The following is a 25,149-nucleotide window of genomic DNA, read 5'->3' on the forward strand; positions in this document are numbered from 1 at the left end:
ATCACTGCGCTTTCGGCCGCGGGCCAGCAAAACGCGGCGCTGCGTCGTCGCCATCCCACCAGGACGCGGCATCGGCGGTGAATGCGTGGCTGGCAATACCCACCGCCGGCGCACGATCGAGCGTGCCCGCGCGTACGCGCACCGTTTCCGGTGCATCGTCGCGACGGCTGATCAGCGGCGAACCGCAGCGGCCGCAGAACAGGCGGTGCTTGCCCGGCGAGGATTCATGGCTACGAATATGCGCCTGGCCGCCCTGCCATTCGAAACAGCTTCGATCGACCGGGATATTGGTCGCAAACGGCCCGCCCTGGGCTTTCTGGCAGCTATGGCAATGACAGACCTGGATATCCGCAAGCGGGCCGGTAATCGCATAGCGTATGGCGCCACACAGACAGCCGCCTTCGATCATGATCGCGCCTCGTCATGGAAATCGAGCACGGCACCCATCATAGAACCGGCCCCGGCATAATGCATGCTGGCACAAACCTTGTTTCTGCAAACCCATGCCTGATGCAAGCTCTTCCAACCCCGCGCCACGTCAGCCGCTGATCGACTGGCTCGACCCGCTTTACGGCGAAGCCTCCGCGACCGACTGCGTGGACCGCGCGGCCACGGCGGCCCTGCGCCACGGCCTGCCGATCGAAGCGGCCACGCCGATCGATCAGGCCTTCAACGTGATGATCACCTATGGCGATATCGTCCAGCGCCCGGGGGAAGCGCCGCTGGCCACGCTGAAGGCCTTCATGGCCGAGCATCTGGCCGATTCGATCGCCGCGATCCATATCCTGCCCTTCTATCCACACAGCTCGGACGACGGCTTTTCGGTGATGGACTACCGCGCCGTCGACCCGCAGCTGGGCAACTGGGGCGATGTGGCCTCACTCGGCGACGATCATCCGCTGATGTTCGATCTCGTGCTCAACCACGCCTCGCGCAAGGGCCAGTGGTTTGCCAATTACCTCGCCGACGTCGATCCCGGCCGCGATTATTTCATCGAGGTCGATCCGGCCGCCGACCTGCGGGCGGTGGTGCGTCCGCGCAGTACGCCGCTGCTCGCCGAGGTGGCCACCACCCGCGGCACCCGGCATCTGTGGGCGACGTTCTCGGAAGACCAGATCGACCTGAACTTTGCCAACCCGATGGTGCTGTCGGAATTCATCGACATCATCTTCGAATACGTCGCCCGTGGCGCGCGGCTGCTACGCCTGGATGCGGTGGCCTTTCTCTGGAAAGACATTGGCGGGCCCTGTATTCACCTGCCCCAGACTCATCGGCTGATCAAGTTCCTGCGCGCGCTGCTGGCCCACTATGCGCCCGGCGTGCAGCTGATTACCGAAACCAACGTGCCGCATGTGGAGAACATCTCCTATCTCGTGGACGGCGACGAGGCCCATGTGGCCTACCAGTTCGCCCTGCCGCCGCTGGTTGCCGATGCCCTGCTCACCGGCGACGCGAGCACGCTCAGCCACTGGGCGCGCAGCCTGCCGGCCCTGCCCGAGGGCTGTCATTTCCTGAATTTCACCGCCAGCCATGACGGCATCGGCCTGCGCGCGGTGGAATCGATTCTCGAGCCCGAGTCCATCACCGCACTGGTGGACACCGTTCGCGAGCGTGGCGGCTTCGTGTCCACCCGTGCCGTCGCCGACGGCTCGCACAAGCCCTACGAACTCAATATTTCCTACTACGATCTGCTCGCCGCCGCGCCCGAACGCGATACGCCGCTGCATATCGAACGCTTTATCTGCAGTCAGGCGATCGCCATGGCACTCGCCGGTATTCCCGCGCTGTATTTCCATAGCCTGACCGCGACCCACAACGACTTGGCACGGGTGGAGGAAAGCGGTCGCTATCGCACCATCAACCGCCGCAAGTGGGACGCCGGCGAGCTGGATTATCAGTTGGCCAGCCAGAGCCATCACGCCACCGTCTTCGCACGCCTGAAGCACCTGCTGGCGGTGCGGGCACGCCAGCCCGCCCTGCATCCGGATGCCGCCCAAACGCTGGTGGATCTCGGTCCGCATTTGTTCGCCGTGCAGCGCCGTGGCCAAGGCCAGACGCTGCTGGCACTGCATAACGTCACCGATCGGCCGGTCAAGGTGCCTGCCCATGTGCTGCCCGAGGCGCGCCTGCGACGCAACGTGGTCGCCGCCAGCGAAATCAGCGGCTCAAGCCGCTCGATTACGCTGGGCCCGTACGAAGTGGCCTGGATCAGCGACTAACCGGCGCGCCCACGGCCGCGCCCACGCCTGCTCACCGGCTGCTGCGAGTCCTCCTTGTCGCCCTGGATCCGGTCGAAGTGACCCACCGCCACGCGGTTGCGCCCCTGGGCCTTGGCGTCGTAGAGCAGCTGGTCGGCACAGGAAAGCACCGAGGACAGGGAATCGCGATCCTGCGGCTGCGCGACATGACACAGACCAATGCTGACGGTAACTACCGATGCGACATCCGAGGTCGCATGCGAGATCGCAGCCTGTTCGACGGCGGCGCGCAGCGCCTCGGCATGCACTTCGAGCTTGTGCTGATCGCCCTCGATCCAGAACGCCACGAATTCTTCTCCACCGTAGCGACCGCATACGTCAAGCGGGCGCCGGGCATGGGATCCGATCACGCTCGCGACCTTCTGCAAGGCCTCATCGCCGGCCGGATGACCGTAGTGATTGTTGTAGGCACCGAACTTGTCGATATCGATCATGGCCAGGCCATAGTCGGCACGCACACGCACGGCATGGGCATGGGCGGTGGCCAGCGCGTTTTCCAGGGCATGCCGGTTGAGCAGCCCGGTCAAGCCATCATGGCGGGCGACGAGCTGCAACAGCTGTCGATCGAGCCAGCTGCGCCGCAGCACGTATTCGTTGCTGTATTGCAGGTAGATCGCGAAAAGGGCGAGCACGCCTGCGGCGGCAAGATGGTAATAGTCGGCCGGGCTGGAATTCACCACCCAGACCTCGGTTGCCAGCGTAATCACGACCAGCAGCAACGCTGCCGGCAATATCAGCCAGGAGCGCACCCGTCCGAGCGCGACCACCGCGACCAGTGCGGCGCCCAGGAACTCGATCGGAAAATCGGCACCGTAGCGGTTGAGCAGGATATGGTTGGCCAGCAGCCCGATGCTCACGATGGCGAACTGGCCGGTGATTACATACTCGGTGATCGCCGACCGCCGACAGCAAATGCACCACAGCAGTGCAGCCAGGATCACCGGGCATAGCAAGCCGATGAGCAGCCCGCGCGAATAGCCGGCCGCGGCCAACGGCACGCCAAAAAACGTGGTATCGAGCAGCGGGCTGATCAACAGCACGATCAGGGCGAGCACCAGCAGGGCAACCCGATTGACCAGCGCCGCTTCGTTGTTGTGCTGGCGAAAGGCCTGCTCAAGCGTCGGCTGAAAACGCAGCGAGCCGAAGCCGTCCTCCAGCTGCTGGCGGATCAGGCCGACCATTTCGGGGCCCGACTGTGTTTTTTCGATTTCTCGCGAGCTCGCTAGGGCGTTGGTATTGGACAACGTCGCCATGAAAGGGGTCCTTGCACGCTTTTTTGCGTGCTTTCATAACACGGTGCAGCGTGACGCGCTGCTTAACAGCCACGCATGCGCTACACCGGCAGACTTAACCCCCTCTGGCAGCAAGGGCTTCTGCGTGATCGGCCTCCACGGCCGCATGAAAGTCGGCCAGAAAATTCGGGAAGGCCGCGCGCACCCGGTTCCAGGTGGGCATGAACGGCACTTCCATGGGATTGGCGACGTACTGCTCGCCCGCCTTGATGATCGCCTCGACGAAGACTTCCACGGTCTTTTCTTCTTGATGACGATCGTAGCCCAGGCCGTTGATCTGCGCATCGAAATAGAATCGTTCGACGCTGTCCAGCGCATTGCGCAGATACACCGCCTTGATGGTGCGAATGGTTTCCGGTGTGAGCACGACGCCATAGGTCGCCAGCTTGCGATAGAGCGCCTTGGCGATATCCGCGCTCATCTTGGCCAGCCCGGTATCGGCTTCGTGATCGGAAACCGGCTGGTGCTTGTGGTCATAGGCATCGGCAATATCGACCTGGCAAATCGCGTTCGGCGTGTAGTTGCGATGCACTTCCGCGAGAATACCGATCTCCAGGCCCCAGTCGCTGGGAATACGGATGGATTCGGCCACCGATGCCGTCATCGCGCACTCGCCGGACAGGGGATAGCGGAAGCTGTCCATATAGCGCAGGTATTCCATCTCACCGACCGCGGTCATCAGCGCGCGCACCAGCGGGGTGACGAAAAGCCGGGCCACGCGACCGTTGATGCCGCCATCGGCCACCCGCGCGTAATAGCCCTTGGCGAACTTGTAGGTGAAGTTCGGGTGCACCATCGGATAGAAAAGACGGGCGAGCAGATCCCGGTTATAGGTCTTGATATCGCAGTCGTGCATGGCGAGTACGCGTCCACGCCCCGAGGCCAGGAAATAGCCCATGCAGTTCCAGACGTTGGCGCCCTTGCCGGGGCGCTCGGGTGCAAGCCCTTCGGCATCGAGCCGATCGTAGAGCGCCTGCAGGCGCGGGCCGTCGTTCCAGAGCACGCGATAATGCTGGCCCAGGCGCTCGAAGAATGCGTGGGCATGCGCGAACTGGGTAGCGTCGGCGGCGTCGAGCCCGATGATGATCTCGTCCAGATAATCGACCTTGGCGAGTTCTTCGACGATATGCGGCAGCGCGTCGCCTTCGAGCTCGGAATAAAGGCAGGGCAGAATCAACGACATCGCCCGGCGCTCGCCAAAGGCACGCAGCTCCGCCTCGAGCGCTTCGATGGGCCGATCGCCCAGCCGGTGCAGGGTGGTGATCAACCCGTTCTGATGAAAATCCGCCATACCGTTCCCCGTTCAGATTTCGTGATGGGCGATCAACGCCTCGATCGCCTCGGCCCAGCCGGCGGGGCCCACACCGCGCGCATGGCGGATATGGCCGGTCGCCGGCGCATGATAGCTGCCGTCAGGCCGGGCGACCCAGTAACCGATATCGGCCGCCTCGAGCATGTCGGCGTCGTTGCCGCTATCGCCCAACGCTACAGCAAGAATCGGACCGTGGGCCTGCGCATAACGTGCACGCAGCCAGTCCAGGGCATCGCCCTTGTGGGCCGGGCCGAGCACGTGCACGAAACGTCCACCCACCCGCACCACCAGGCCCGCTGCGGCGACCTCGGCAGAAAACACCTTGAGCGCGGCTTCACTGTCCTGCCAGAGCAGCGGCTCGGAGGAGCTGCGTTCGAGTGCCTGCAGCGCGCTCGCTGCATCAAGCCCGGTCGCCTCGACGACGTCGTCGACGCCCATATCGCCGAACCCGGTGAACCGAAAACCCTGTTCCTCGCGCAACCGGGTCACCAGCGATCGCAGCCGGTCGCGTTCCGCGCCCAGCGTGGTCAGGGTCACCGGCGTTTGGGCATCGCAGCGCGCGCCGTCGAAATAGCCCCGGGGCACCGCGACCGCGCCGCCGTTCTCCACGGCGAAGGGATGGGCGTTACCCAGCTCGGTTCGCAGCGCCGCCACTTCGGCCGCGGTCTTGCTGGTGACAATACACACCGGCACGTCACGCGCGGCCAGCAATGCCAACGCCTGGGCCGCCGGCTGCCAGCCGTAGTCATCGTGGTCGAGTAACGTGGCATCCAGATCGGTGAACACCACGGCCGACGAGCGCGCCATTCTCATCGCGCGCACCCCGCCGACACGTGGAGCAGACAGACAGTCGGGATCGAATCAGTCATGGTATTGCGGCTGGCGGGGCAATGGTGAGGCGGCACGACGCGCTCTCGCGTGCCGCGCGTAAGCCCGGGGCTGGCGAAATACGGATAACATGGTGCGTGTAATACGCATGGCTTCGTGCCAGGCGCTTCTTTTGGCAATACGGCTCGGGCGGGAACTTCGACTATGCGCATACTCGTAATTGAGGACAACGAGGATCTTGCCGCCAATATCATCGATTTTCTCTCGGCTCGCCATCACGTGATGGACTCTGCCAGCGACGGCGTGACCGGTCTGCACCTGGCGGTCGTCAACGATTACGACGCGATCGTACTCGACCTCATGTTGCCGGGTATTGACGGCTTCGATCTATGCACACGTCTGCGCAGCGAGGCCGATCGACAGACGCCGATCCTCATGCTGACCGCGCGCGACACGCTCGACGACAAGCTGGCCGGTTTCGCCTCAGGTGCCGACGATTACCTGATCAAACCGTTCTCCCTGCTCGAACTCGATGCCCGGCTGACCGCACTCGGCAATCGCGGCCCGCGCCAGAGCCAGCACGTGCTGCGCGTGGCCGATCTCGTGCTCGATCTGGACACCTGGCAGACCACGCGCGACAACCAGCGCGTGAGCCTCACCCCCACCGCGCTACGCCTGCTGGAAGTACTCATGCGCGCCTCGCCCAGACTGGTGCGTCGCGGCGAACTGGAAACCGCCATCTGGGGCGACCACCCGCCGGATTCGGAAGCCCTGCGCACGCACATCCACGCCCTGCGCGCAGCCATCGACAAACCGTTTGGCACGCCGTTGCTGCATACGGTACCCACCATGGGTTATCGGTTGATCGCGCCGGACGCGGCCTAGACTTGTTCCGTCCGCTGCACAGCCTTCAGCTTCGGGTCACCGCGGCCCTGGCCCTGTTCGTGGCCGTGATGGCCACGTTGATCGTGCTGGCGCTGTTCGCGATCAACGAACGCCTTGAGCACGACCTGCTCGACGGCATGGTCGCCCACGAGCTCGGCGAGCTGGAAGCCGAGTACCCGCTCGAAGGCGAAGCGGCGCTGCCCAACTCGGCCACCATCAAGGGCTTCGTTGTCGAACCCGACGAACTTGAGCGCCTGCCCAAACCGCTGCAGCCGCTGCCGCTGCATACCAGCGGCGCCAACCTGAGCTACGGCGGACGCAGCTACCGCGTGGCCAGCACCGTCATCAACGGCAAGCGTGCCTTTCTGGCCTACGACACCACCGCGATCGAATCCCGCCAGTCGGTGTTTCGGGCGGCGCTTATCGCAGCCGTGGTCATCGTCTTCGCACTGGCGCTGCCGCTGGGTATCTGGATTGCCCGGCTCAGCCTGAAACCGATCAACCAGCTGGCCGACCACGTCGCCCGGCTTGAACCGGGCGCACCGGGCCAGGCCATGGCGGAACGCTTCGACGGCTACGAAGTAGGCGCCATCGCCCGGGCCTTCGACCGCTTCATGCAGCGTCTGGACGGCTTCGTCGAGCGTGAACGCAGCTTTACCGCCGATGCCAGCCACGAACTACGCACCCCGCTGGCCGTCATCCAGGGCGCGCTTGAAGTGCTGCGACAGGACCCACGCTTTGTCGACAGCGCGCCCTTGACCCGCATCGAACGCGCCTCGACCCAGATGGCGGACCTGATCGAATCGCTGCTGTTTCTCGCCCGCGACGAGGATCGCAGTATTTCCAGCGAGCAATACTGCCGGGCCGATCTCGTGGTCGGCGAACTGCTCGATGCCTACAAACCAATGCTCGGCAAAAGCCGGGTTGAGATCGCCGCGCTCGATGCCTGTTCGCTTGCGGCCCCGCGCATCGCGGTGGTGATCGTATTCGGCAACCTGCTGCGCAACGCCATGCGCCATGGCGGCCCCAATATTCGGGTCACACTGGCCGATGGCGTGCTCAGCGTCGCCGACGACGGGCCCGGCATGAGCGCCGAACAAAGACGCCAGGCATTCGAGCGCGGTTATCGCCACGGTCGCGGCGCCGGACTGGGGCTGGGGCTGTATCTGGTACAGCGCGTTGCCCATCGCTACGACTGGCAGCTGCGCATGACCAGCCGACACAACGAGGGCACACGCGTGGAGGTACGCTTCGCGCCGCTAGAAAACACTGCCTGACCGGCGTGTTCGCCGTGCCGCCACAGCACGCCCCGGCCACCATTCCGAAACCGTGGCCGCATAACGCATGCCCGTGCGTCTTAACGTAATTTTGACGTTGAGTTGACGGTTCGCGCAGGGTCGACGCTTCATCATGACTGCGTTTGCGTATTACGCAGGAGCGCACATGGCGCAGCATAGCGATGTGAACGCGACCGGCTTCAAGGCTTGGCTCAAACGCCTGCGGCGCGGCAACCGCCAGCGACTCAACCGGCTGATGACCCGGCTGTTCGGCACCGTCGAACCCCTGGCAAGCCCCCTGACCGGCGATACTCGCCGTATTCTCGTCGTGCGTTTAAACAAACGCCTGGGCAATATCCTTTTTCTGACCCCCATGCTGCGCAGCCTGGCGGCCTCCCTGCCGGCCGCCACCATCGATGTATTGATCGAGGATCCACGCCAGAAACCGCTGCTGGAAAGCCTGCCCGCCATCGGCCAGGTCTGGGTGCGCAACAAGTCATTGCCTGCGACGCTCAGGCTGCTCAGGCGGCTGCGCTCTATCGGCTACGACCTGGCCATCGACCCCAGCGGCAACTCCGCCAGCAACCGGCTGGCCCTGGCCCTGTCCGGTTCGCGTCAGCGCCTGGGGTTTGCCGCAAACGATCAGTGGGTCAGGCTCACCCATGCCGCCCCACGTACGAAAAGCCGTCATCAGGCGCTCCAGTCGGTCGAGCTGCTCACTTCCAGCATCACCGGCGTGCCCTGGAAAACCTTCGAAACCCTCGCCGTGTTCCCTCACGGCCCCTCGAATGCCGCCGCCCAGCGCTACTGGCAGGCTGCCTTCACGCCGCCGATCCGATCGACGACCCCCACCGTCGGGTTTTTCACGCCTGCGACCGGCGCCAAGCAACTTGATGCCGACTGGTGGCAAGAGTTCGTCGCCCTGTTCAAGCAGCGCCTGCCCACGGCGCGATTGCTGCAGATTCGAGCACCGGACCAGCCCGAGCCGATCGAAGCCGATATCGCCAACGTGGCGGTTGCCGAACTCGACGTACTCGCAGCCCTGCTCGGGCGGCTCAACGGCTTCGTGGCCGCTGACAGCGGCCCCATGCATCTGGCCGCGGCGGCGGGCATACCGGTCGTAGGGTTATTCAAGGCCACGCCCGCCGAACAATATGCGCCCCTGGGCGACGATTGCGTATCGCTCGAAGGTACGGCGCTGACCGCTTCGGCGGCCGTGGACGCGATCAGCCAGCGTGCCCTGTATCGCGGTTCGCGCGTCGCCTGAGTTTTGTTGCCTCATCAATCATCGGGCTAAACTGCGTCATCCTCCGACTGCCCTGTGACTGTTATGCCCGACGCGCCGACCCAGGCCGCCACGGTAAGCTGGCGCGCCCATAGCGGGCCCGAAGCGTGCGACGAAACCGGCTCGATTCATGTTCGTCATGCGGCCGACGCCGACGTGTTCAACTGCCCGCTGATATCGCTGGGCGGCGACTTCGATCAGGAAAGCTGGCAGATCACCGCACCGCTCGAACGCGGGCAGACCGAGGGCTGGGAGTATGTCGTGGGCGGCGGCTTCGCCTTCGCGGCGCTGCATATCGATGACGGCGAAAATATCGAATCGCCACAGCAGATCCAGCAGGCCGCCATCGATACCTATGGCGCGCTGTTTCGTCTCCAGCGCCGCCTGGGCCTGGGCCAGGTTCAACGCATCTGGCACTGGCTGTCTAACGTCACCGCCGGCACTGGCGATGACGAGCGCTACCGGCGCTTTTGTCTCGGCCGTGGCCAGGCCCTCGACGCCGCGCCGCACGGCATGCCCGTACTGCCGCCGGCCACGCTGGTCAGCAGCCACCGCCGTGGCCTTCGCATGCATGCGCTACTGGGCGACACACCGGTGCATGCCATCGAGAATCCACGCCAGGTCAGCGCCTATGCCTACCCGCGCGACTATGGTCGGCGCGCGCCGGCCTTCGCCCGAGGCGGACGGGTACAGCTGGGCGATACGCCCTACCTGCTGATTTCCGGCACCGCCAGCATCGTGGGCCACGAGAGCCGCCACGTCGGCGACGTGGCCGCCCAGGCCAACGAAGCGCTGGACAACGTCAGCGCGGTCATGCAAAGCGCGGCCTGCTGGCAAGACGATCGGGGCCTTAGCGCCCTGCAATGCCTGAAAGCCTATATCCGTGACCCCGAGAACGCTGCGATCGTCGCCGAGATCGCCCGGACACGGGCACCCGAGGTACCGCTGGCACTGCTGCATGCCCCCCTGTGCCGGCCCGAGCTGCTGGTGGAATTCGAAGCCCAGATGCCCTTGGCATAAGACAGGGCAGACCACCGGCGTCATATTCCCGTCATTCGACGACCCGATACTGGCCAAGCCATATGAATCGGGTGTTGTCATGCGGATCGCCTATGCGGTGATGGGTTACGGCCGTGGCCACGCCATGCGCACGGCCGCGGTGCTGCCCGCGCTGGAACGCCACCATCGGGTGCGCGTATTTGCGGGGCGCGATGCCCACGAAATGCTCTGCCACGACCACGACAGCGTCGAAATTCCGGTCATCGGCTATCAGTACGGCCCCCATGGCCGGATCTGTGCGCGACGCACCCTACGCCACAACGCGCCCAAAGTGGCCGACCTGCTGATGGCCGGACCGCGCACGCGCGCCGTATGGCGGCAGATGGAACAGTTTGCGCCGGACATCGTGATCTCGGATTCCGAAACCTACAGCCATCGCTTTGCCCGCCACCACGGCATTGCACGCATTGGCTTCGATCATGTCGGCATCATGGCGTTCTGCCACTGCAACTTCGCCCCCGGCGACGCCCTGGCCGGACGTCGCGACGGGCTCGGCTATCGTGCCTTCATGGGCGATCCGGATCGGGTAATCGTCTCCAGTTTCTATCCGGCCACGCCGCGCCACGAGCGTATCCGCACGGTCGGCGCCATTCTGCGCGAACCGGTGCGCCAAGCCCGCCCCAGCCGCGGCGACACGGTGCTGGTCTATCTCAACAAGGGCGCACACCAGTACAACGCCGCCATGGAAGCCGCGCTGCGCGCCTGCGGCGCGCCGGTCATCATCTACGGCACGCCCGAACGCGGCCAGCGCGCCAACCTGCATTTCAAGGCGCCATCACAGAACGGCTTCATTGCCGACCTGGCCGCTGCCGGCGCCGTGGTCTGCACCGCCGGCAATCAACTGCTCTCCGAAGCCATACATCTGGGCAAGCCGGTTCTTGCCCTGCCCGAGGACGCGGTGGAACAACGCCTCAATGCCGAGGCGGTTCGACGGATGGGCGTCGGCACGGCCGCATCCCTGCATCGACTCATGCCCGGCGTACTGCGCAGCTTTCTCGAACACGCCGACGGCTATGCCGAGGCCACCCATGCTCACCGGCGCGACGGGCTGAGCGAAGCGATCGACCTTCTGCACGGTGACATCGCGGCACTGAGCCGAGGCACGCGGAACAGCCCCGGCCCGCTCGCCTGGCTGACGGGCGCTTACTGAGCACGGCCGCAAACCAGCCGCGTCAACGCGCAGCTCGGATCGGCGGGGGGGACGCGCTAGCGCGGTGCGGGATCGCGAATTACGTTGGTCGCCTGGTGCGCCAGAATGCGGCGATTGTGCTCAGCGCGCTGTTCATCGGGGTCACGCCCGGTCGGCACCGCTTCCAGACGCGCAACGTAGTCGGCGGGCAGGTCATGTTCGCGCGCGCCGTAGGTGACGAAGTCGCGATACCAGTCGAAGGGCACCAACTCGTCGTCGAGGTATTCCGGGCGGCCGCGATAGGTGGCGGCGCGCACGCTGCCCTGCGGCGTGCCCACATCGAGCTCGAGAAAAACGTAGGGCGGACCTTCCGCGGCATGCAGCCGGTCCAGCCGATCCGCGTCCAGCTCATACAGGGCACCGTGCACGATATCGCTTTCGTTGCCGGTATAAAGCACGTTGCACTTGCCGGACTCGTCACTGCCATTGAGATGAAAATGCAGCTGATGACCGCCGAGCCAGGCCCGGCCTGCCGGGCGCACGCTAGGTACACGCTCGGCAAGCCGGGCGATCAGCATGTTCGAGCCGTAGGCGAAATAGAACATCGAAAACCGGGCCTTGGACGCAGATGCCTAGCTTACATGGCGGCTGGACTACCGCGAAGCGGCCCAGCAGCACGGCGCGATATGACGCCAAAAAAAAGACCGCCCGAAGGCGGTCAGTTACGAGGTCCGTAAAACGGCGGCGGGCCTAGGCCGCTTCGCCGAGCAGCTTGCGAATCTGGCGGATGGCCCGACCGTGCAACTGGCAAACCCGCGATTCCGATACGCCCAGATGCTCGGCGATCTGGCGCAGGTTGTAGCCGCTTTCGTAATAGAGATGCATGAGCAGCTGCTCACGCTCGGGCAGCTGCGTGGAGGCTCGCTGCACTGCGCCACACATGTCTTCATACTCAACCGCGGCATCCGGTGCGAATTCGATACCGGCCGACACTTCCAGCGACGGCTGTTCGACCATGGCGGCATCGAGACTGGTCACGTGGGCCAGTGCCACATCGTCGCAGAGGCGTCGATATTCGTTGAGGGGCATACCCATCTCGGCGGCCACCTCGGTGCTCGGCGCGGCACGACCACACCGCCGCTCGATATCGGAGCGCGCCTGCTTGACCGCGCGCGCGGCGCGATGCAGTGAACGCGGCGCCCAGTCACCGCGGCGAATCTCGTCGAGCATCGCACCCCGAATACGAATGCCCGCAAAGGTCGAAAAGCTGGCCTGCTCGCCCGGCTGGTAACGCTCCCAGGCCTCGAGCAGCCCGATCGTGCCGGCCTGAATCAGGTCTTCAATCTGAACGCAGTCCGGCAGGCGCTGGTACAGCCGCCAGGCAATCCGCTTGACCAACTCCAGGTTCTCGTCAACGACCAGGCCGGCCTGCTGAACCGGGTTTAGTGTTTGTAGTGCCGCGTGCATGCTGTCATCCCCTCATGTCAGCGCACCGCCGTGGGCGATACGAAGTGCCGTTAGCGCGTCGCTGGCCGCCGCAGGCCAGCGCGTTTGAATGAGTAACGGCTTACCCCTTGCAATCGGCATGCCCGGTTTTACTTCGCTTTATATTCAATAAGTTGAGATCACCACTGACCCAAATTGACAGGTTTGCGCCAATTGGCGACGCGCAAACGCCAAAAATATGACGCTAAGCGTCACTTTATGACCCGAAAAGGCCGCCGAGCGTCAGGTAATCGTCATCTCGAAGATCAATCGGTCCGGATCGCGTAACGACGCAGCTTCTCGGTCAGCGTGGTGCGACGCAGGCCCAGGGCCCGTGCGGCATGGGCGACAACCCGCCCGTGGCGCGCAAGCGCCTGTTCGATCAGTTGTTTTTCAAGACGCTCCGAGAGGCTTCGCAAATCCACGCCGTTTTCCGGCAGCGTCATGGCCGCAATACGGGCGGCCGGCGAACTATCGCTGCCCCCCTCGTCGGCCCGTGCCTGGGTGGCGACCGTGCACTCGACATGCAGACAGGCCTCGAGCCTGGCGCGATTGATCGACACGCCGGGGTAAAGAATCGCCAACCGCTCGATAACGTTGGACAACTCGTGCAGATTGCCGGGCCACGCGTGACGCTGTAGATCCGCAAGCGCCGACGCGTCGAACCGCGGCGTCGCCTTCGATGTGCCCGAGCAGAGCTGATCGATGAGCGTTTCGATATCGCCGGGGCGTTCACGCAGCGCAGGCAGCCGGATCGGGAACACGGCCAGCTCGTGGTAGAGATCCGGGCGCAGCCGCCCCCTTTCCATCACGGCCCGTAGCGGCCAGCGGGTGGTCGCGATCAGCCGGGCCTCCAGAACATGAGCCCGCGCATCGCCGGGACGGGTACAACGCCCGGTACGAAGCAATTGCAGCAGACGCGCCTGGAAAGCCGGCGCCAGCTCGGTGACTTCTTCAAGCACCAGGGTGCCGCCGGCCGACGCCTTCAGATAGCCCGGATGTGTGCCGGTGTCGCCGAACAGGGCCGTCTCTACGTCGTCGTCCGCGATGGTCGCGCATTGAACCCGCACCAGCGCCCCACGGCCTCCGGAAAGACGATGGATTTGTGCCGCAGCGCTCGACTTGCCGGTACCGACCTCGCCATACAGCAGCACCGGCGCGGCGTTCGCGGCGACGCGTTCAATCAACCACCGAGCCTGTGATATGGCAGCGGAATCGCCGCCCAGCATGGGGGGCGCGACATCGCGCTGCGCAAGCAGGCGGCGTACGTGGCTTGCCAGTTCGACGGGGGTTGTATGCGCGGGTACAACCGAATGAAAACCTTCGTCGCTCACGTACGCCCCATCGCTTACCAGGACACAGGGCAGGCGAACGGCCAGTCGCCGGGCCAGCGCGCCGAGTGACGCCGCGTCTTGTGTATCGAGCACGACGACCACGCGGCAACGTGAGGCCGAGCCTGCCAAATCGTCAGCCGCATCGGCCGGCGCGACGAATTCCACGCTCAGGCCGAGCTCGGCCAGTTCGGCGAGCAGCGCTGCGGCCAGATCGCGGCTGGCGGCTACGACCCGGACCGACGCGTTATGATCGGATGACGCGAATGCCACAGCGCGTATTCTCGTTGCCCTGAATCGACACCATTCGAAAGCCGTCTTTACCCATGATCGAACGCCCCCCACGCCCCCCACGCCCCGCGCGTCGCCGCCTAGCTGGCGCGGCATGAACAACGCAACGCCGCATATCGTTCTCGCGCCCGACAGTTACAAGGGCAGCGCGAGCGCGCTCGACGTCGCCCATGCACTGGCCGAGGGGCTGCAGACCGTCTGCCCACACGCGCGGCTGACGCTGGCCCCGATGGCCGACGGGGGCGAAGGCACGCTCGACTGTCTGGCGGCCGGTCGACAGGTGGCCTGGCAAACGACATCGATCGTGGCGATCCATGGCGAGCGTATCGAGGCCCCCTGGTTTCGTGACGAAGCCGGCACCGCCGTGATCGAGTCGGCCACGGTGCTGGGCCTGCCGTTGATCGAGGCGCAGGCCGACGCGCCGCGCCTGCAGGCACGCGGCAGTCAGGCCCTGGGCGAACTCATTGCAGCGGCACTGGATACGGGTATTCACGACTTTGTTATCGGCCTGGGTGGCAGCGCCTGTAACGATGCCGGCCTGGGCATGCTGTGTGCACTGGGCGCGCGGGCGGTCGATATGCACGGCGATACGGTGGCGCCTACCATGGATGGACTACTGTCCATGGATCGGATCGATCTCACCGAAATGGACGCACGCCTGCAGCACATCCGTATCCGGGTGCTCTGCGATGTGGACAACCCCTTGCTTGGCGCGGACGGCGCAAGCCGTGTCTACGGCCCGCAAAAGGGTTTGAGCGACGCCGATATCGAAGCCGTCGAGGCCGCTTTCGGCCGCCTCGCGCAAAGCGCGGGGCCGGGCTCGCTTGCCGGTGCAAGCGGCAGCGGCGCCGCCGGCGGGCTTGGCTTCGCGCTGGCGTTAATCGGGGGTGAGCTGTGCTCGGGTGCGAACACGCTGCTCGACATCACCGGGCTGCGACAAACGCTGGCCCAAGCCGATCTGGTGATCACCGGTGAAGGCCGCTCGGACAGGCAGACGCTCTCGGGAAAGCTGCCGTTGGCCGTCGCCCGCGCGGCGGGCCCAACACCCACGGTTCTGCTATCCGGGGCGATCGCCGATGAGGCACGCACCGAGCTGGGCGCGCACTTCGCGGGCTGCTATACGCTGATCGAACGCGCCGGCTCGGTCGAAGCGGCCCTGGCCGAGCCGCTGCACTGGGCGCGGCGCGCCGCGGCCGATATCGGCCGCGATCTGCCCCGGCTGATCGACGCGCCGCCCCGCTGAGCCGGCCGGGCTACTCCTCGATCAACAACGCGCGATAGTTCATGTAGACCAGGCGCACGAGGGTGTATTCGAACGGCGAACCGGTCTGGTAGTAGCGAAAACTCACGCTGTCGCGCGTGTTGATGGCATACATTGCCCAGTAGGGCAGGCGTGCCCACGGGTGGTCGTCGAGCTGGAGCGGGTCGAGCGCGAAGATCAGGCCCTGGTCGCCGGCCAGGCCGATACTGTCGCGCAGCGTCGACGGCCCGAAGAATGGCAGCACCAGATACGGGCCCGCACCCACGCCGTAATGACCCAGGGTCTGGCCGAAATCCTCGTTGCGCTGTTCGAGGCCGATGGCAGATGCCGGGTCGAACAGCCCGGCCAGGCCCACGGTGGTATTGAGCGCAAAACGCGACAGCGTGACCGCGGAACTGGTGGGCTTGGCCTGCAACACGCTGTTGGCAAAGGTGTTGATCTCGCCCAGATTGGAAAAGAAGTTCTGTACGCCGGTGCGCGCAAACCCCGGCGTGATGGTGCGATAGGTCTGTACCACCGGCATCAGCACATAGCGATCGGCCAGCGCATTGAAGCGATACACGCGCCGATTGAAGCCTTCCCAGGGGTCGTAGATCGCCAGCGGATTGGCCGTGGTCTCTGCCACCGGCACCTCATCGGGGGTATCCGGGCTCACGGTCTGCGGCACGGGCGTGCTCGCGCAGCCTGCCAGCCAGAGGCACAGCAAAAGAAGAAAAGCGCACGGCGGGCGTGCGTACATGCGTGCGTTGGGGTTGTTCATGGCGCGGGCCGTGCGAAGAATTGCTGCAGAGCGGCTATCGAATTGGCCGACCCGAGATTACCCATATGCCCACCACGCGGGCGGATACGGGCCCGCTCACCGAAGGTGTCGCGCAGAAAAGCAATCTCGTCGTCGCCGAGGATCGGATCGTCCTCGCTGGTGAACACGCCGATATTGGCGTGGCCGGCAAGATAATCACGCATACCGCGCAGATCCGAGCCGGCGATCAGCTCGTCACGCGTGAGCTGGCGGCCATCGCGGTTCCAGTACGGCAACAGCAAACGCTCGAAATAGTCTTCGAAGGACATCTCGAACGAGCGCCGGATATAGGGGTCCAGCGAATCATAAGGGCCGAGTTCGACATTCTTCGGCACGATGACATCGGCACGGGTGAGCACATCCGCGCCGAACGCCATATTGGCCAGAGACAGCCGGAACGCCAGCCCGACGATCGCGGCGATATCACCGCGCTCGGGCGACTGCGTACGGTAGGCGCGATAGAGGAAATCCTCGTTGAAGCGCAGCGGGTCGCCCGCCGAATACAGCTGCTTGAGCCCGCCCAGCCCCCGAGCGACGAAGGCCGGGATGCCGTCGAAGCCGCCGTCGAGATTCTCGGCCAGCAACGCATCCATGCGCTGCACCGACGCCCAGACGTCCACCGCCGGATTGAGCAGCAGCACGCGCGAGAAATTGAACTCGCCGGCGGTCTCATCATGACGGGCGATGAAAGCGGCCTGGGTTGCACCCAGACTCCAGCCGGTCAAGGCATAGCCGGTGACCTGGGCCTGCGGATCAAGATCGTCGCGAACTGCCTGCATCAGCCGATACAGATCGCGCACATCGCTGCGCATGCGCCCGGGCACCGGATGTTCCGCGGCGCCGAGCATGAAAGTCATGCTCGTGGGCGAAGGCAGGCAGGCCACGCTGTAGCCCACCTCGTACAAGGCGCTCGAAAGCGTGACGCACTTGCTCGACAGAGCACTGGCGCCGGTGCCCGCGATCACGAATGCCAACGGTGCAGGCTCGTCCTGCACGACGCGCAGATATTGCAGTGGGCGCGCGTAGCGCAAAGTCGGCGGCGTCTCGCGTTCGACCAGCGGCTCGAGTCGGCGCACTTCGAAATCGAGGTTGGCGGGCAGCTCGGCCTGATAGTCGGCCGGGGTACCCACCACCGTCGCGGCCAGCCCGTCGTCGATGGGATAAGGGCCCGTGACAGGCTGGGCGACCGCGACGAACGCGATCAGCGGCAAACCCAGCGCAAGACACGCACGCAAGAAAATACGCATGGACAGGACCCGCGCTTCGTAGGCATCGAACACAAAGCGCAGATCATACCGATTTCATAACCATTTGCGCGCTATCCACGCGCCAAAGACAATACGGTGATGGCTAAAGTGCTCATCATCGGTGCCGGGGTGGCCGGCGCAAGTGCCGCGCTGGCGCTCGACAGCGCCGGCTGGGACGTGGTTGTGGTCGACAAGGCCCGCCGGCCCGGCGGACGTTGCGCCACGCGCCGGCTCGCGCCCGATCGCCATAGCCCGTGGTTCGATTACGGCGCCCAGTACTTCACGGCGCGGGATACCGCGTTTCGTGCGCGCGTTGAAAGCGACCTGGCTGCCGGGGTGCTCGAGCGCTGGTCGCCGGCGGTATGCATGGCCGAACACGCCGCGAGCGGCTGGCAGCTCAAGCGCTCACCCGACGAACGCGAGCGCCTGGTCGGCCCGGAGGGGCTCAACCACTGGGTGCGCTATGTATTCGAGCAGGCCGATATCGATGTGCGTTGCGGCCAACCGGTACGTCGCCTGAGCCGCACCAGCCAGGGCTGGCGTGCCGATCTCGGCGAACACGGGCGCTTCAACGCCGACGCCATCGTGCTCACCGTACCGCCGGTACAGGCAAGGCGCCTGCTGGGCGAACAGGCAGCCGTCCTGCCGGCGCTGGCCGAGGCCGACCGTATGCTTTTGCCCTGCCATTCGCTGGTGGTGGCCGCACCGGCGCTACCGGACTGCCAGGCGATTTTCGTCAAGGACGGCCCCCTGTCCTGGTGTGCCGACAACAGCCACAAGGCCGGCCATACCGACACCAGCGCGCGCCTGTGGACGCTGCATGCCGGGCCCGAATTCAGCGCCGCGCATCTCGAAGATACGCCGGAATCCATCGCGACAACGCTCACCCGCGAATTCGCTGCGATCACCGGCACGAGCACCCGGCACATGCGACTGGTACGAACCCATCGCTGGCGCTATGCGCGCCCGGGCCCGGCGGCCGAGCCGCTCGCCGATCGTTGCCAGGCCGCGCGCGACGAGCGCATTGTACTGGCCGGCGACTGGCTTGCCGGCGGACGTGTCGAGGGTGCCTGGCTATCCGGTGCGGCCGCGGCCGCCCAACTGAGCGAGTGACCGGACGCTGAACCCGTCGGCCTGGCGCCGCCGATTTCGGCGCCGCATGCGGCGCTGCACCTGGCTAGACCCTACGTGCCGAGCCGCCCTGCCGTGGTCGGCCTCAGCATTCGGCTGCACATGAGCTATTATGAAATGCGATTTCAGCCGCGCTCAATAATATTTTTGACAACCGTTCATGCTATATCAGGGAAGAGAGATAACCTGAGCGTGAAATAAACCCCTCCGCCGCACTCGTGGCACCCGTCGATGGCTTTACACCTGAAAAAAATCGAGACCCGCGATCTGCGCATCGGCATGTATGTCGAGGCCCTTGATCGGCCCTGGCTGGAAACGCCCTATCTTCTCGAAGGGGTGGATATCAGGACCGAAGCCGATATCGATCAACTGCGAACGCGGTGTGAGTACGCCTATATCCGCAGCGATGACCCCGCGAATGACGACCGCCGCGGGCGCCGCAACGGTGTGGGCGCGGCCACCATACCGCCGCCGGGCGATCACGAGCCGCACTCGTTCCGCCAGGAACTGCCGGTCGCACGCAAGATCCACGACAACGCACGCGGACTGATTCGCACCATCCACGAGGAAATCAGCGAGAACCGACGCCCGGACACGGCCGCCGTGGCGGAAGTGGTGGAACAGATGATGGACAGCGTCGCCCGTCATCCCGACGCCCTGGTTTGGTTCAGCAATCTGAAAAGCCGGGACGAATACACCGCGATTCACAGCCTCAACGTGTGCATGCAGGCGGTCGCGCTGGCGACATTCGTGGGCAACGACGAACGCGCCATCAAGGAAATGGGCGTCGGCGCCCTTCTTCACGATGTAGGCAAGATCAAGGTTCCGCTGGCCATTCTGAACAAGCCCGGCAAGCTGACGCCGAGCGAGTACGAACAAATCAAGAAACACCCGCAGTACGGTGTGGAGATTCTGGAAAAGGCCTCCGGGCTGACGCAGGCGAGCCTTGATATCGTGCGCGACCATCACGAACGCCTCAACGGTCGCGGCTACCCCCGCGGGCTGCGTGGTGCACAGATTTCCTATTACACCCAGATCGTTGCCATCGCTGATGTCTACGACGCCATGACCACCGACCGGGTTTACCAGCAAGGGCGTACGCCGGCCCAGGCACTGGAGCTCATGGCCAGCTTCGAGGGCGATTTCAACGACGAACTGCTGCGCCAGTTCACCGATTATCACGGCGAATACCCGATCGGCACGCTGGTGGAACTCAATACCGGCGAAGTCGGGCTGGTGATCCCCAGCCCCGAGCGCCAGCCCAAGCCCACGGTGCTGCTCGTACTCGACTACAGGAAACGCCGGTATTTCCCGCAGCGCGTGCGCGATCTGATGCGTTTTCCGAAATTCTTCGTCAACCGCATGCTCACCCCCGGCAGCTACGGGGTGGATATAGACGACTATGCGGAAAACTGGGAAGCCTAGCCGATCACGCGACGCCGACGGTTCCCACGTGCTTTAACGGATGGTACTGGCCAGAACCTGTAATTAGGCTGCCGGCTCGCATTCGCAACGGGAGATCCCGTGTCACGAGCCTGGCCCCTCGCTGCCGGCGGCGCCCTCGCAACAGCCATGGCCTTCGGGCCCGCGCGCATGGGCTTCGGCCTGTTCCTGCCGGTATTTCGCGATGAATTCTCGCTGTCCACGTCGACGGCCGGGCTGATCGCGAGCAGCGCGTTCGGCGGATTCTTTCTGGCCCTGCTGCTCACCGTATGGCTGGTGGTCATCCAGGGGCCCCGGCTCGCGGTAGCCCTGGGCTGCTTCGCCGCGCTGTTCGGCATGGCAATCGTAGCCATCGCTCAGAACCCGACCATGCTGGCAGTCGGCACGGTATTGGCCGCCACCAGCGCGGGATTCTGCTGGTCGCCGTTCAATGATGCCGCCGAGCGCGGCGTGCCATTTAACGAGCGCGAACGCGCGCTGTCGATCATCAGTACGGGCACGGCCGGCGGGATCGTAGGCGCCGGCATTCTGGCGCTGGCGGTTGCCGGGCTCGAACACGGCTGGCGTACGGTGTGGGTGGTGTTTGCGCTGGCTGCGCTGATCACGGCGGCGGTCAACCTGTATGCCCTGGCGCGGCTGCCACGCAGTGATAGCCATAGCGTTGATCGCGATGCACTAGGCGGCCTGTTTTCACGTCCGGCCTGGCCATTGCTCGCAATCGCCCTGTCGTTCGGCCTGACCAACGGCTTCTATCTGTCGTTCGCGGTGGATCATGTATCCCAGGCCGGCGGGCTGCCCGGCATTGCCACGGCACTCTCGGGGCCGGTGCTCTATATCGCCCTGGGCGCCGGGGGCCTGGTCGGTTTTCTCACCGCCGACGTCAAGGCGCGTGTGGGCCTGACTGGCCTGGTGCGCGGCATCTTCGTCTGCTCGCTTTTGTCGCTGCTATTGCTCGGCCTGCTGCCGACCTCGTGGAGCAGCCTGCTCGTGTCGGCTGCCCTGCAGGGCACCTGCATCATGGTTCTGAGCGCGATCTTTTCGTTCTGGAGCAGCCATCTGCACCCACGCCTGCCCACCGTCGGCTTCACCGCAACGCTCACGATGTTCGCGCTGGGCAATATCATCGGCCCGGCTTTGGGGGGCTTCGCCGCACAGCCGTTGGGCCTGGCGACCACCTTCGTCGCCAACGCCGGGCTTTCGCTGGCGACCGTCCTGCTGTTTCCCGGCAAGCCGCGGCGCGAAGCGCTCGGCGATGCCATCGACTAGGCCTGCAACAGCGTCTTGGTGACCCGTGCCCGGGCGACAACGCGCTCGTCCACGCGGGCGCTGACGTCGATGAAGGCGATACGCCGTCCCACGCGGATCGGCTCCGATTCGAACAGCACGACTTCGCCGGCCGCCACCGCGCGCATCACCGATACATGGATATCGTGGGTGACCGCTTCGGTATTGGTATCCAGAGTGCTGAGAAGGCCGGCATAGGCGCAGACGTCGCACAGCAGATAGAGCACGCCGCCGTGCAAGACGCCGGCCGGGTTGAGGGTGTTCTCATCCACTCGAATTGAAAACCGCGCTGCGCCGTTTTCCGAGTCGATGGTTTCGATACCCAGATGCTGGTGCAGCGGATGGTCGATGACCTGTTGCAGACGGGCATTCATGGCGATTCGTTATTCCTGCGAAGTTTCCACGCGGCGGTTCGTTACCCCTGAAAAGCGCTACAGCAGCTTACCCGGGTTCATGATTCCGTTGGGATCGAGTGCGGCCTTGATGGCGCGCATCACGTTCAAGCCCGCGCCGTGCTCGGCTTCCAGATACCGACGCTTGCCCAGCCCGATACCGTGCTCGCCGGTACAGGTGCCGTCGGCTGCCTGGGCGCGGGTGATCAGACGCTCGTTGAGCGTATCGAGAGCGGCCAGCTCGTCCGGGTTGTCGCGATCGACGACCACCACGAGATGGAAGTTGCCGTCGCCCACATGACCGAACAGCGGCGCGGTGAGGCCAAGTTCGGCCACATCGGCCTGGGCGGCTTCGATGGAGCCGGCCAGGCGCGAAATCGGCACGCAGATGTCGGTGGCATGAAATTCCATGCCGGGGCGCAACTGCTTGGCCGCATACGCCGCGCTGTGGCGCGCGACCCAGAGCGCGCTGCGTTCTTCTTCCAGCGTGGCCCAGCGAAAGCCGGTACCGCCGAACTCGCGACAAAGCGCGTCCATGCTTTCGGCCTGCTCGGCCACGGCTGCGGCCGTGCCGTGGAATTCCAGAAACAGCGTTGGTTTTTCGGGGTGGTCGAGCCCGCCATGGCGATTGACTGCATACATCGACAGGCTGTCGAGCAGTTCGATACGGGCCATGGGAATGCCGTACTGAATGGAGGCAATCACGGCATCGATCGCGCCGGCGACATCTTCGAAACAGACCGTGGCCGCGCTCATCGCTTCCGGCAGACCGTGCAGGCGTACCGTAAGCTCGGTGATGATGCCGAGCGTGCCTTCGGCACCGATCAACAGATGGGTGAGATCGTAGCCGGCCGCGGACTTGCGCGCCCGGGCGCCGGTACGCACGACTTCACCATCGGGCATGACCACGGTCATCGACAGTACGTTCTCGCGAATCGTGCCGTACCGGACCGTGTTGGTGCCGCTGGCCCGCGTCGACGCCATGCCGCCCAGCGTCGCATCCGCGCCCGGGTCGACCGAAAAGAACAGCCCCGTATCGCGCAGATAGGTATTGAGCTGGCCGCGGGTAATGCCGGCTTCGACCGTGGCGTCCATATCTTCGGGTCGCACCGCGCGAATCGCGTTCATCTGCGACAGGTCGATACAGATGCCGCCCTGTTCGGCAATGATCTGGCCTTCGATCGACGTGCCCACGCCATAGGCGATCACCGGCACGCGGTGCGTATTGCAGGCTTTGACGATCGCGGCGACTTCGGCCGTGCCATGCACAAAGCACACGGCGTCCGGCATGGCCGGGTGATGCCAGGACTCGTCGTGGCCGTGCTGTTCGCGAGTCGCGGTGGTGGTACTCACGCGATCGCCGAGCAGCGCACGGATTTCAACGATGACCGTTTCGAGCGCAACGGCCGGAGCGCGAAGCGTGGCCTGGGTTGCCATGGCGGCACCTCGTTCAACGAAAAGAGCTTGCCCTTGTACACGGCGGACGTCGCGCGGCGCACAAGAAACGCTGCAGTATACAGCTTACCCGGTCATCACCGGCGCATAACCGCGCCCCGGCCTTTTCGATGCGGCGCGTTCAGGCAGCGCACGACTCCCGCCGCGCGCCACGCAGAACGCTCGATTCAATCGCGCCTGCCTAGCCGTATTGCGCCGGGTTCGGCACCGCCGGGAAACGTGCCGGATAGGCGGCCATATAGGCGTTGGCCGCACGCAGCACGCGCACGTCGTCGAACTTGCCGCCCGCCAGCTGAAAGCCGACCGGCAGCCCGCAGTCGGTGAACCCGCAGGGCACCGAGGCCGCCGGCTGCTGGCTGAGGTTGAACGGATAGGAGAACGGCGCCCATTCCTCCCAGTCGCGCATGCCGCTACCGGGCGGGACTTCGTGGTTCACCTCGAACGGCTGCAACGGCACCGTGGGCGTCATCAGCAAGTGGTAGTCCTGGTTGAACTTCTCCAGCGCCAGCGTGAGCTCGGCGCGCTCGGAGAAGGCATCGAACAGCTCCAGCGCGTCCCAGTTCTGGGCATGCTTGGCGTTGGCCACCAGGCCCGGGTCCAGCAGCTCGCGGCCCTTTTCATCACAGCGGTCCCAGACCTGCAGCGAGGCGGTGAACCACAGCTTGCGAAAGATATCGATCGGCGATTTGAAGGCCGGGTTCACTTCGACCACTTCCGCGCCGAGATCCTCGAGCTTCAGGGCCGCTTCCTTGACCCGGGCTGCGATCTGATCGTCGACGTCGGCATAGCCCAGATCGGGGGAATAGGCGATGCGCAGTCCGCGCAGGTCGCATTCCAGATCCACGCCCCAGTCTTCGGGCTGGCCGCGGGTCGCGTAGGGGTCGCGATAGTCGTAGCGCCCCATCACGTTGAGCATGCGGGCGGCATCGCGGGGATGCCGGGTGAGCGGCCCGAGATGCGACAGCGTGGGCATCTTCGCCGGCGGCCACTGCGGGGTCCAGCCAAAGGTCGGCTTGAAGCCGAATACGCCGGTGAACGCCGCCGGGATACGAATCGAGCCACCGGAGTCACCGCCCTGATGCAGCACGCCCATGTTCAAGGCGGCCGCCGCCGCGGCACCGCCCGACGAGCCGCCCGGCGTGAGCCGCGTATCCCAGGGATTGCAGGTCGCGCCGAATACGCGGTTGTCGGTCACCGCCTTCCAGCCGAATTCGGGCGTATTCGTCTTTCCCAACAGCACGGCGCCGGCTTCGCGCAGCATGCGCGCCGGCGGCGCATCGGTATCGCACTTGCCGGTGCCCGTGGTCAGCGAGCCATCACGGGCCGGCATGCCCTTGACCTCGGTGAGATCCTTGAGCGAGGTGGGCACGCCGTCGATCGGCGACAGCGGCTTGCCCTGGCCCCAGCGCCGCGCCGAAGCACGGGCGGCGTCTTCGGCGCCTTCACGATCGATATAGACGTAGGCGTTGACGTCATCGTTGAAGCGATCGATCCGATCCAGCGCGGCGCGCGTGGCTTCCAGCGGCGACGCGTCCCCGGATTCGAATAGATCGATCAGCTTGCCGGCATCCATCGTGCCCAGATCGTCGTCTCTCGCGCTCATGCTGTCCCTGCGGTGCCTTGGAAAAAGGGGCGCGGAGCGTACCGACGATCAACGCTCGCGAACATGGGTACAACTACCCACCGAAAGCCCACGACTGCAACA

The 25,149-nt window shown here is 65.0% G+C and carries 22 protein-coding genes; 10 read left to right on the forward strand and 12 right to left on the reverse strand.

What is annotated here, in order from left to right:
• Position 1: 1 nt before the first annotated feature.
• Positions 2-409 carry a GFA family protein gene (locus CMN27_RS08525; RefSeq protein WP_293625610.1) on the reverse strand — a complete coding sequence of 136 codons (408 nt, stop codon included), beginning with the start codon at positions 407-409 and terminating at the stop codon, positions 2-4.
• A gap of 94 nt (positions 410-503) precedes the next feature.
• On the opposite strand from CMN27_RS08525, the gene CMN27_RS08530 reads away from it, so the two are divergent.
• Positions 504-2,219: a sugar phosphorylase gene (locus CMN27_RS08530; protein WP_293625611.1), complete on the forward strand. Its 1,716-nt coding sequence runs from the start codon at positions 504-506 to the stop codon at positions 2,217-2,219.
• Here CMN27_RS08530 and CMN27_RS08535 read toward each other — a convergent pair.
• From CMN27_RS08535 to CMN27_RS08545, 3 genes are all read right to left on the reverse strand, one after another.
• Positions 2,216-3,511 (reverse strand): GGDEF domain-containing protein, encoded by a 1,296-nt coding sequence (locus CMN27_RS08535; protein WP_293625612.1) that lies wholly within the window; start codon positions 3,509-3,511, stop codon positions 2,216-2,218. The genes CMN27_RS08530 and CMN27_RS08535 overlap by 4 nt on opposite strands.
• Before the next feature lie 94 nt (positions 3,512-3,605).
• Positions 3,606-4,841, reverse strand: coding sequence for a glycosyl transferase (locus CMN27_RS08540; RefSeq protein WP_293625613.1), 1,236 nt, complete (start codon positions 4,839-4,841; stop codon positions 3,606-3,608).
• A 12-nt stretch (positions 4,842-4,853) separates the two neighbouring features.
• Positions 4,854-5,669 (reverse strand): HAD-IIB family hydrolase, encoded by an 816-nt coding sequence (locus tag CMN27_RS08545; RefSeq protein ID WP_293625614.1) that lies wholly within the window; start codon positions 5,667-5,669, stop codon positions 4,854-4,856.
• Positions 5,670-5,894: 225 nt separating this feature from the next.
• On the opposite strand from CMN27_RS08545, the gene CMN27_RS08550 reads away from it, so the two are divergent.
• The 5 genes from CMN27_RS08550 to CMN27_RS08570 all read left to right on the forward strand — a co-directional run bounded on the left by CMN27_RS08550 (position 5,895) and on the right by CMN27_RS08570 (position 11,346).
• The gene (locus CMN27_RS08550) at positions 5,895-6,575 is read left to right on the forward strand and encodes a response regulator transcription factor (protein ID WP_293625615.1); all 681 of its coding nucleotides are present in this window, start codon (positions 5,895-5,897) and stop codon (positions 6,573-6,575) included.
• 2 nt (positions 6,576-6,577) lie between these two features.
• The gene (locus CMN27_RS08555; protein ID WP_293625616.1) at positions 6,578-7,852 is read left to right on the forward strand and encodes a HAMP domain-containing sensor histidine kinase; all 1,275 of its coding nucleotides are present in this window, start codon (positions 6,578-6,580) and stop codon (positions 7,850-7,852) included.
• 166 nt (positions 7,853-8,018) lie between these two features.
• A complete protein-coding gene (locus tag CMN27_RS08560; RefSeq protein WP_293625617.1) occupies positions 8,019-9,119 on the forward strand; it encodes a glycosyltransferase family 9 protein in 1,101 nt (366 codons plus the stop codon).
• 63 nt (positions 9,120-9,182) lie between these two features.
• Positions 9,183-10,157, forward strand: coding sequence for a hypothetical protein (locus tag CMN27_RS08565; RefSeq protein ID WP_293625618.1), 975 nt, complete (start codon positions 9,183-9,185; stop codon positions 10,155-10,157).
• A gap of 79 nt (positions 10,158-10,236) precedes the next feature.
• Positions 10,237-11,346, forward strand: coding sequence for a glycosyltransferase family protein (locus CMN27_RS08570; RefSeq protein ID WP_293625619.1), 1,110 nt, complete (start codon positions 10,237-10,239; stop codon positions 11,344-11,346).
• 56 nt (positions 11,347-11,402) lie between these two features.
• Here CMN27_RS08570 and CMN27_RS08575 read toward each other — a convergent pair whose 3' ends face one another.
• The 3 genes from CMN27_RS08575 to CMN27_RS08585 all read right to left on the reverse strand — a co-directional run bounded on the left by CMN27_RS08575 (position 11,403) and on the right by CMN27_RS08585 (position 14,414).
• Positions 11,403-11,930, reverse strand: coding sequence for a gamma-glutamylcyclotransferase family protein (locus CMN27_RS08575; RefSeq protein ID WP_293625620.1), 528 nt, complete (start codon positions 11,928-11,930; stop codon positions 11,403-11,405).
• A gap of 145 nt (positions 11,931-12,075) precedes the next feature.
• Entirely contained in the window at positions 12,076-12,792 is a 717-nt protein-coding gene (fliA, locus tag CMN27_RS08580; RefSeq protein ID WP_293625621.1) for an RNA polymerase sigma factor FliA, read from the reverse strand.
• A 284-nt stretch (positions 12,793-13,076) separates the two neighbouring features.
• Entirely contained in the window at positions 13,077-14,414 is a 1,338-nt protein-coding gene (locus CMN27_RS08585) for a sigma 54-interacting transcriptional regulator (protein ID WP_293625622.1), read from the reverse strand.
• Positions 14,415-14,526: 112 nt separating this feature from the next.
• Here CMN27_RS08585 and CMN27_RS08590 point away from each other — a divergent pair, with 112 nt between their 5' ends.
• Entirely contained in the window at positions 14,527-15,675 is a 1,149-nt protein-coding gene (locus tag CMN27_RS08590) for a glycerate kinase (protein ID WP_293625623.1), read from the forward strand.
• Between the two features lie 10 nt (positions 15,676-15,685).
• Here CMN27_RS08590 and CMN27_RS08595 read toward each other — a convergent pair whose 3' ends face one another.
• On the reverse strand, positions 15,686-16,453 hold the full coding sequence (locus CMN27_RS08595; protein ID WP_293625624.1) for a VacJ family lipoprotein: 768 nt from the start codon (positions 16,451-16,453) through the stop codon (positions 15,686-15,688).
• Positions 16,450-17,739 carry a hypothetical protein gene (locus tag CMN27_RS08600; protein WP_293625625.1) on the reverse strand — a complete coding sequence of 430 codons (1,290 nt, stop codon included), beginning with the start codon at positions 17,737-17,739 and terminating at the stop codon, positions 16,450-16,452. Before CMN27_RS08600 ends, CMN27_RS08595 begins: the two co-directional genes overlap by 4 nt.
• 99 nt (positions 17,740-17,838) lie before the next feature.
• Between CMN27_RS08600 and CMN27_RS08605 the strand changes: the two genes are divergently transcribed.
• From CMN27_RS08605 to CMN27_RS08615, 3 genes are all read left to right on the forward strand, one after another.
• On the forward strand, positions 17,839-18,852 hold the full coding sequence (locus tag CMN27_RS08605) for an FAD-dependent oxidoreductase (protein ID WP_293625626.1): 1,014 nt from the start codon (positions 17,839-17,841) through the stop codon (positions 18,850-18,852).
• A gap of 249 nt (positions 18,853-19,101) precedes the next feature.
• A complete protein-coding gene (locus CMN27_RS08610; RefSeq protein ID WP_293625627.1) occupies positions 19,102-20,295 on the forward strand; it encodes an HD-GYP domain-containing protein in 1,194 nt (397 codons plus the stop codon).
• 99 nt (positions 20,296-20,394) lie between these two features.
• Positions 20,395-21,579: an MFS transporter gene (locus CMN27_RS08615; RefSeq protein WP_293625628.1), complete on the forward strand. Its 1,185-nt coding sequence runs from the start codon at positions 20,395-20,397 to the stop codon at positions 21,577-21,579.
• On the opposite strand, the gene CMN27_RS08620 is transcribed toward CMN27_RS08615, so the two are convergent.
• From CMN27_RS08620 to CMN27_RS08630, 3 genes are all read right to left on the reverse strand, one after another.
• A complete protein-coding gene (locus CMN27_RS08620; protein WP_293625629.1) occupies positions 21,576-21,971 on the reverse strand; it encodes a PaaI family thioesterase in 396 nt (131 codons plus the stop codon). The two genes, CMN27_RS08615 and CMN27_RS08620, sit on opposite strands and share 4 nt — an antisense overlap.
• 57 nt (positions 21,972-22,028) lie before the next feature.
• On the reverse strand, positions 22,029-23,426 hold the full coding sequence (locus CMN27_RS08625; protein WP_293625630.1) for an FAD-linked oxidase C-terminal domain-containing protein: 1,398 nt from the start codon (positions 23,424-23,426) through the stop codon (positions 22,029-22,031).
• A gap of 199 nt (positions 23,427-23,625) precedes the next feature.
• Entirely contained in the window at positions 23,626-25,047 is a 1,422-nt protein-coding gene (locus CMN27_RS08630; protein ID WP_293625631.1) for an amidase, read from the reverse strand.
• Between the last annotated feature and the right edge of the window lie 102 nt (positions 25,048-25,149).

This window comes from Salinisphaera sp. (genome assembly GCF_002729955.1).
Classification (GTDB): Bacteria; Pseudomonadota; Gammaproteobacteria; order Nevskiales; family Salinisphaeraceae; genus Salinisphaera.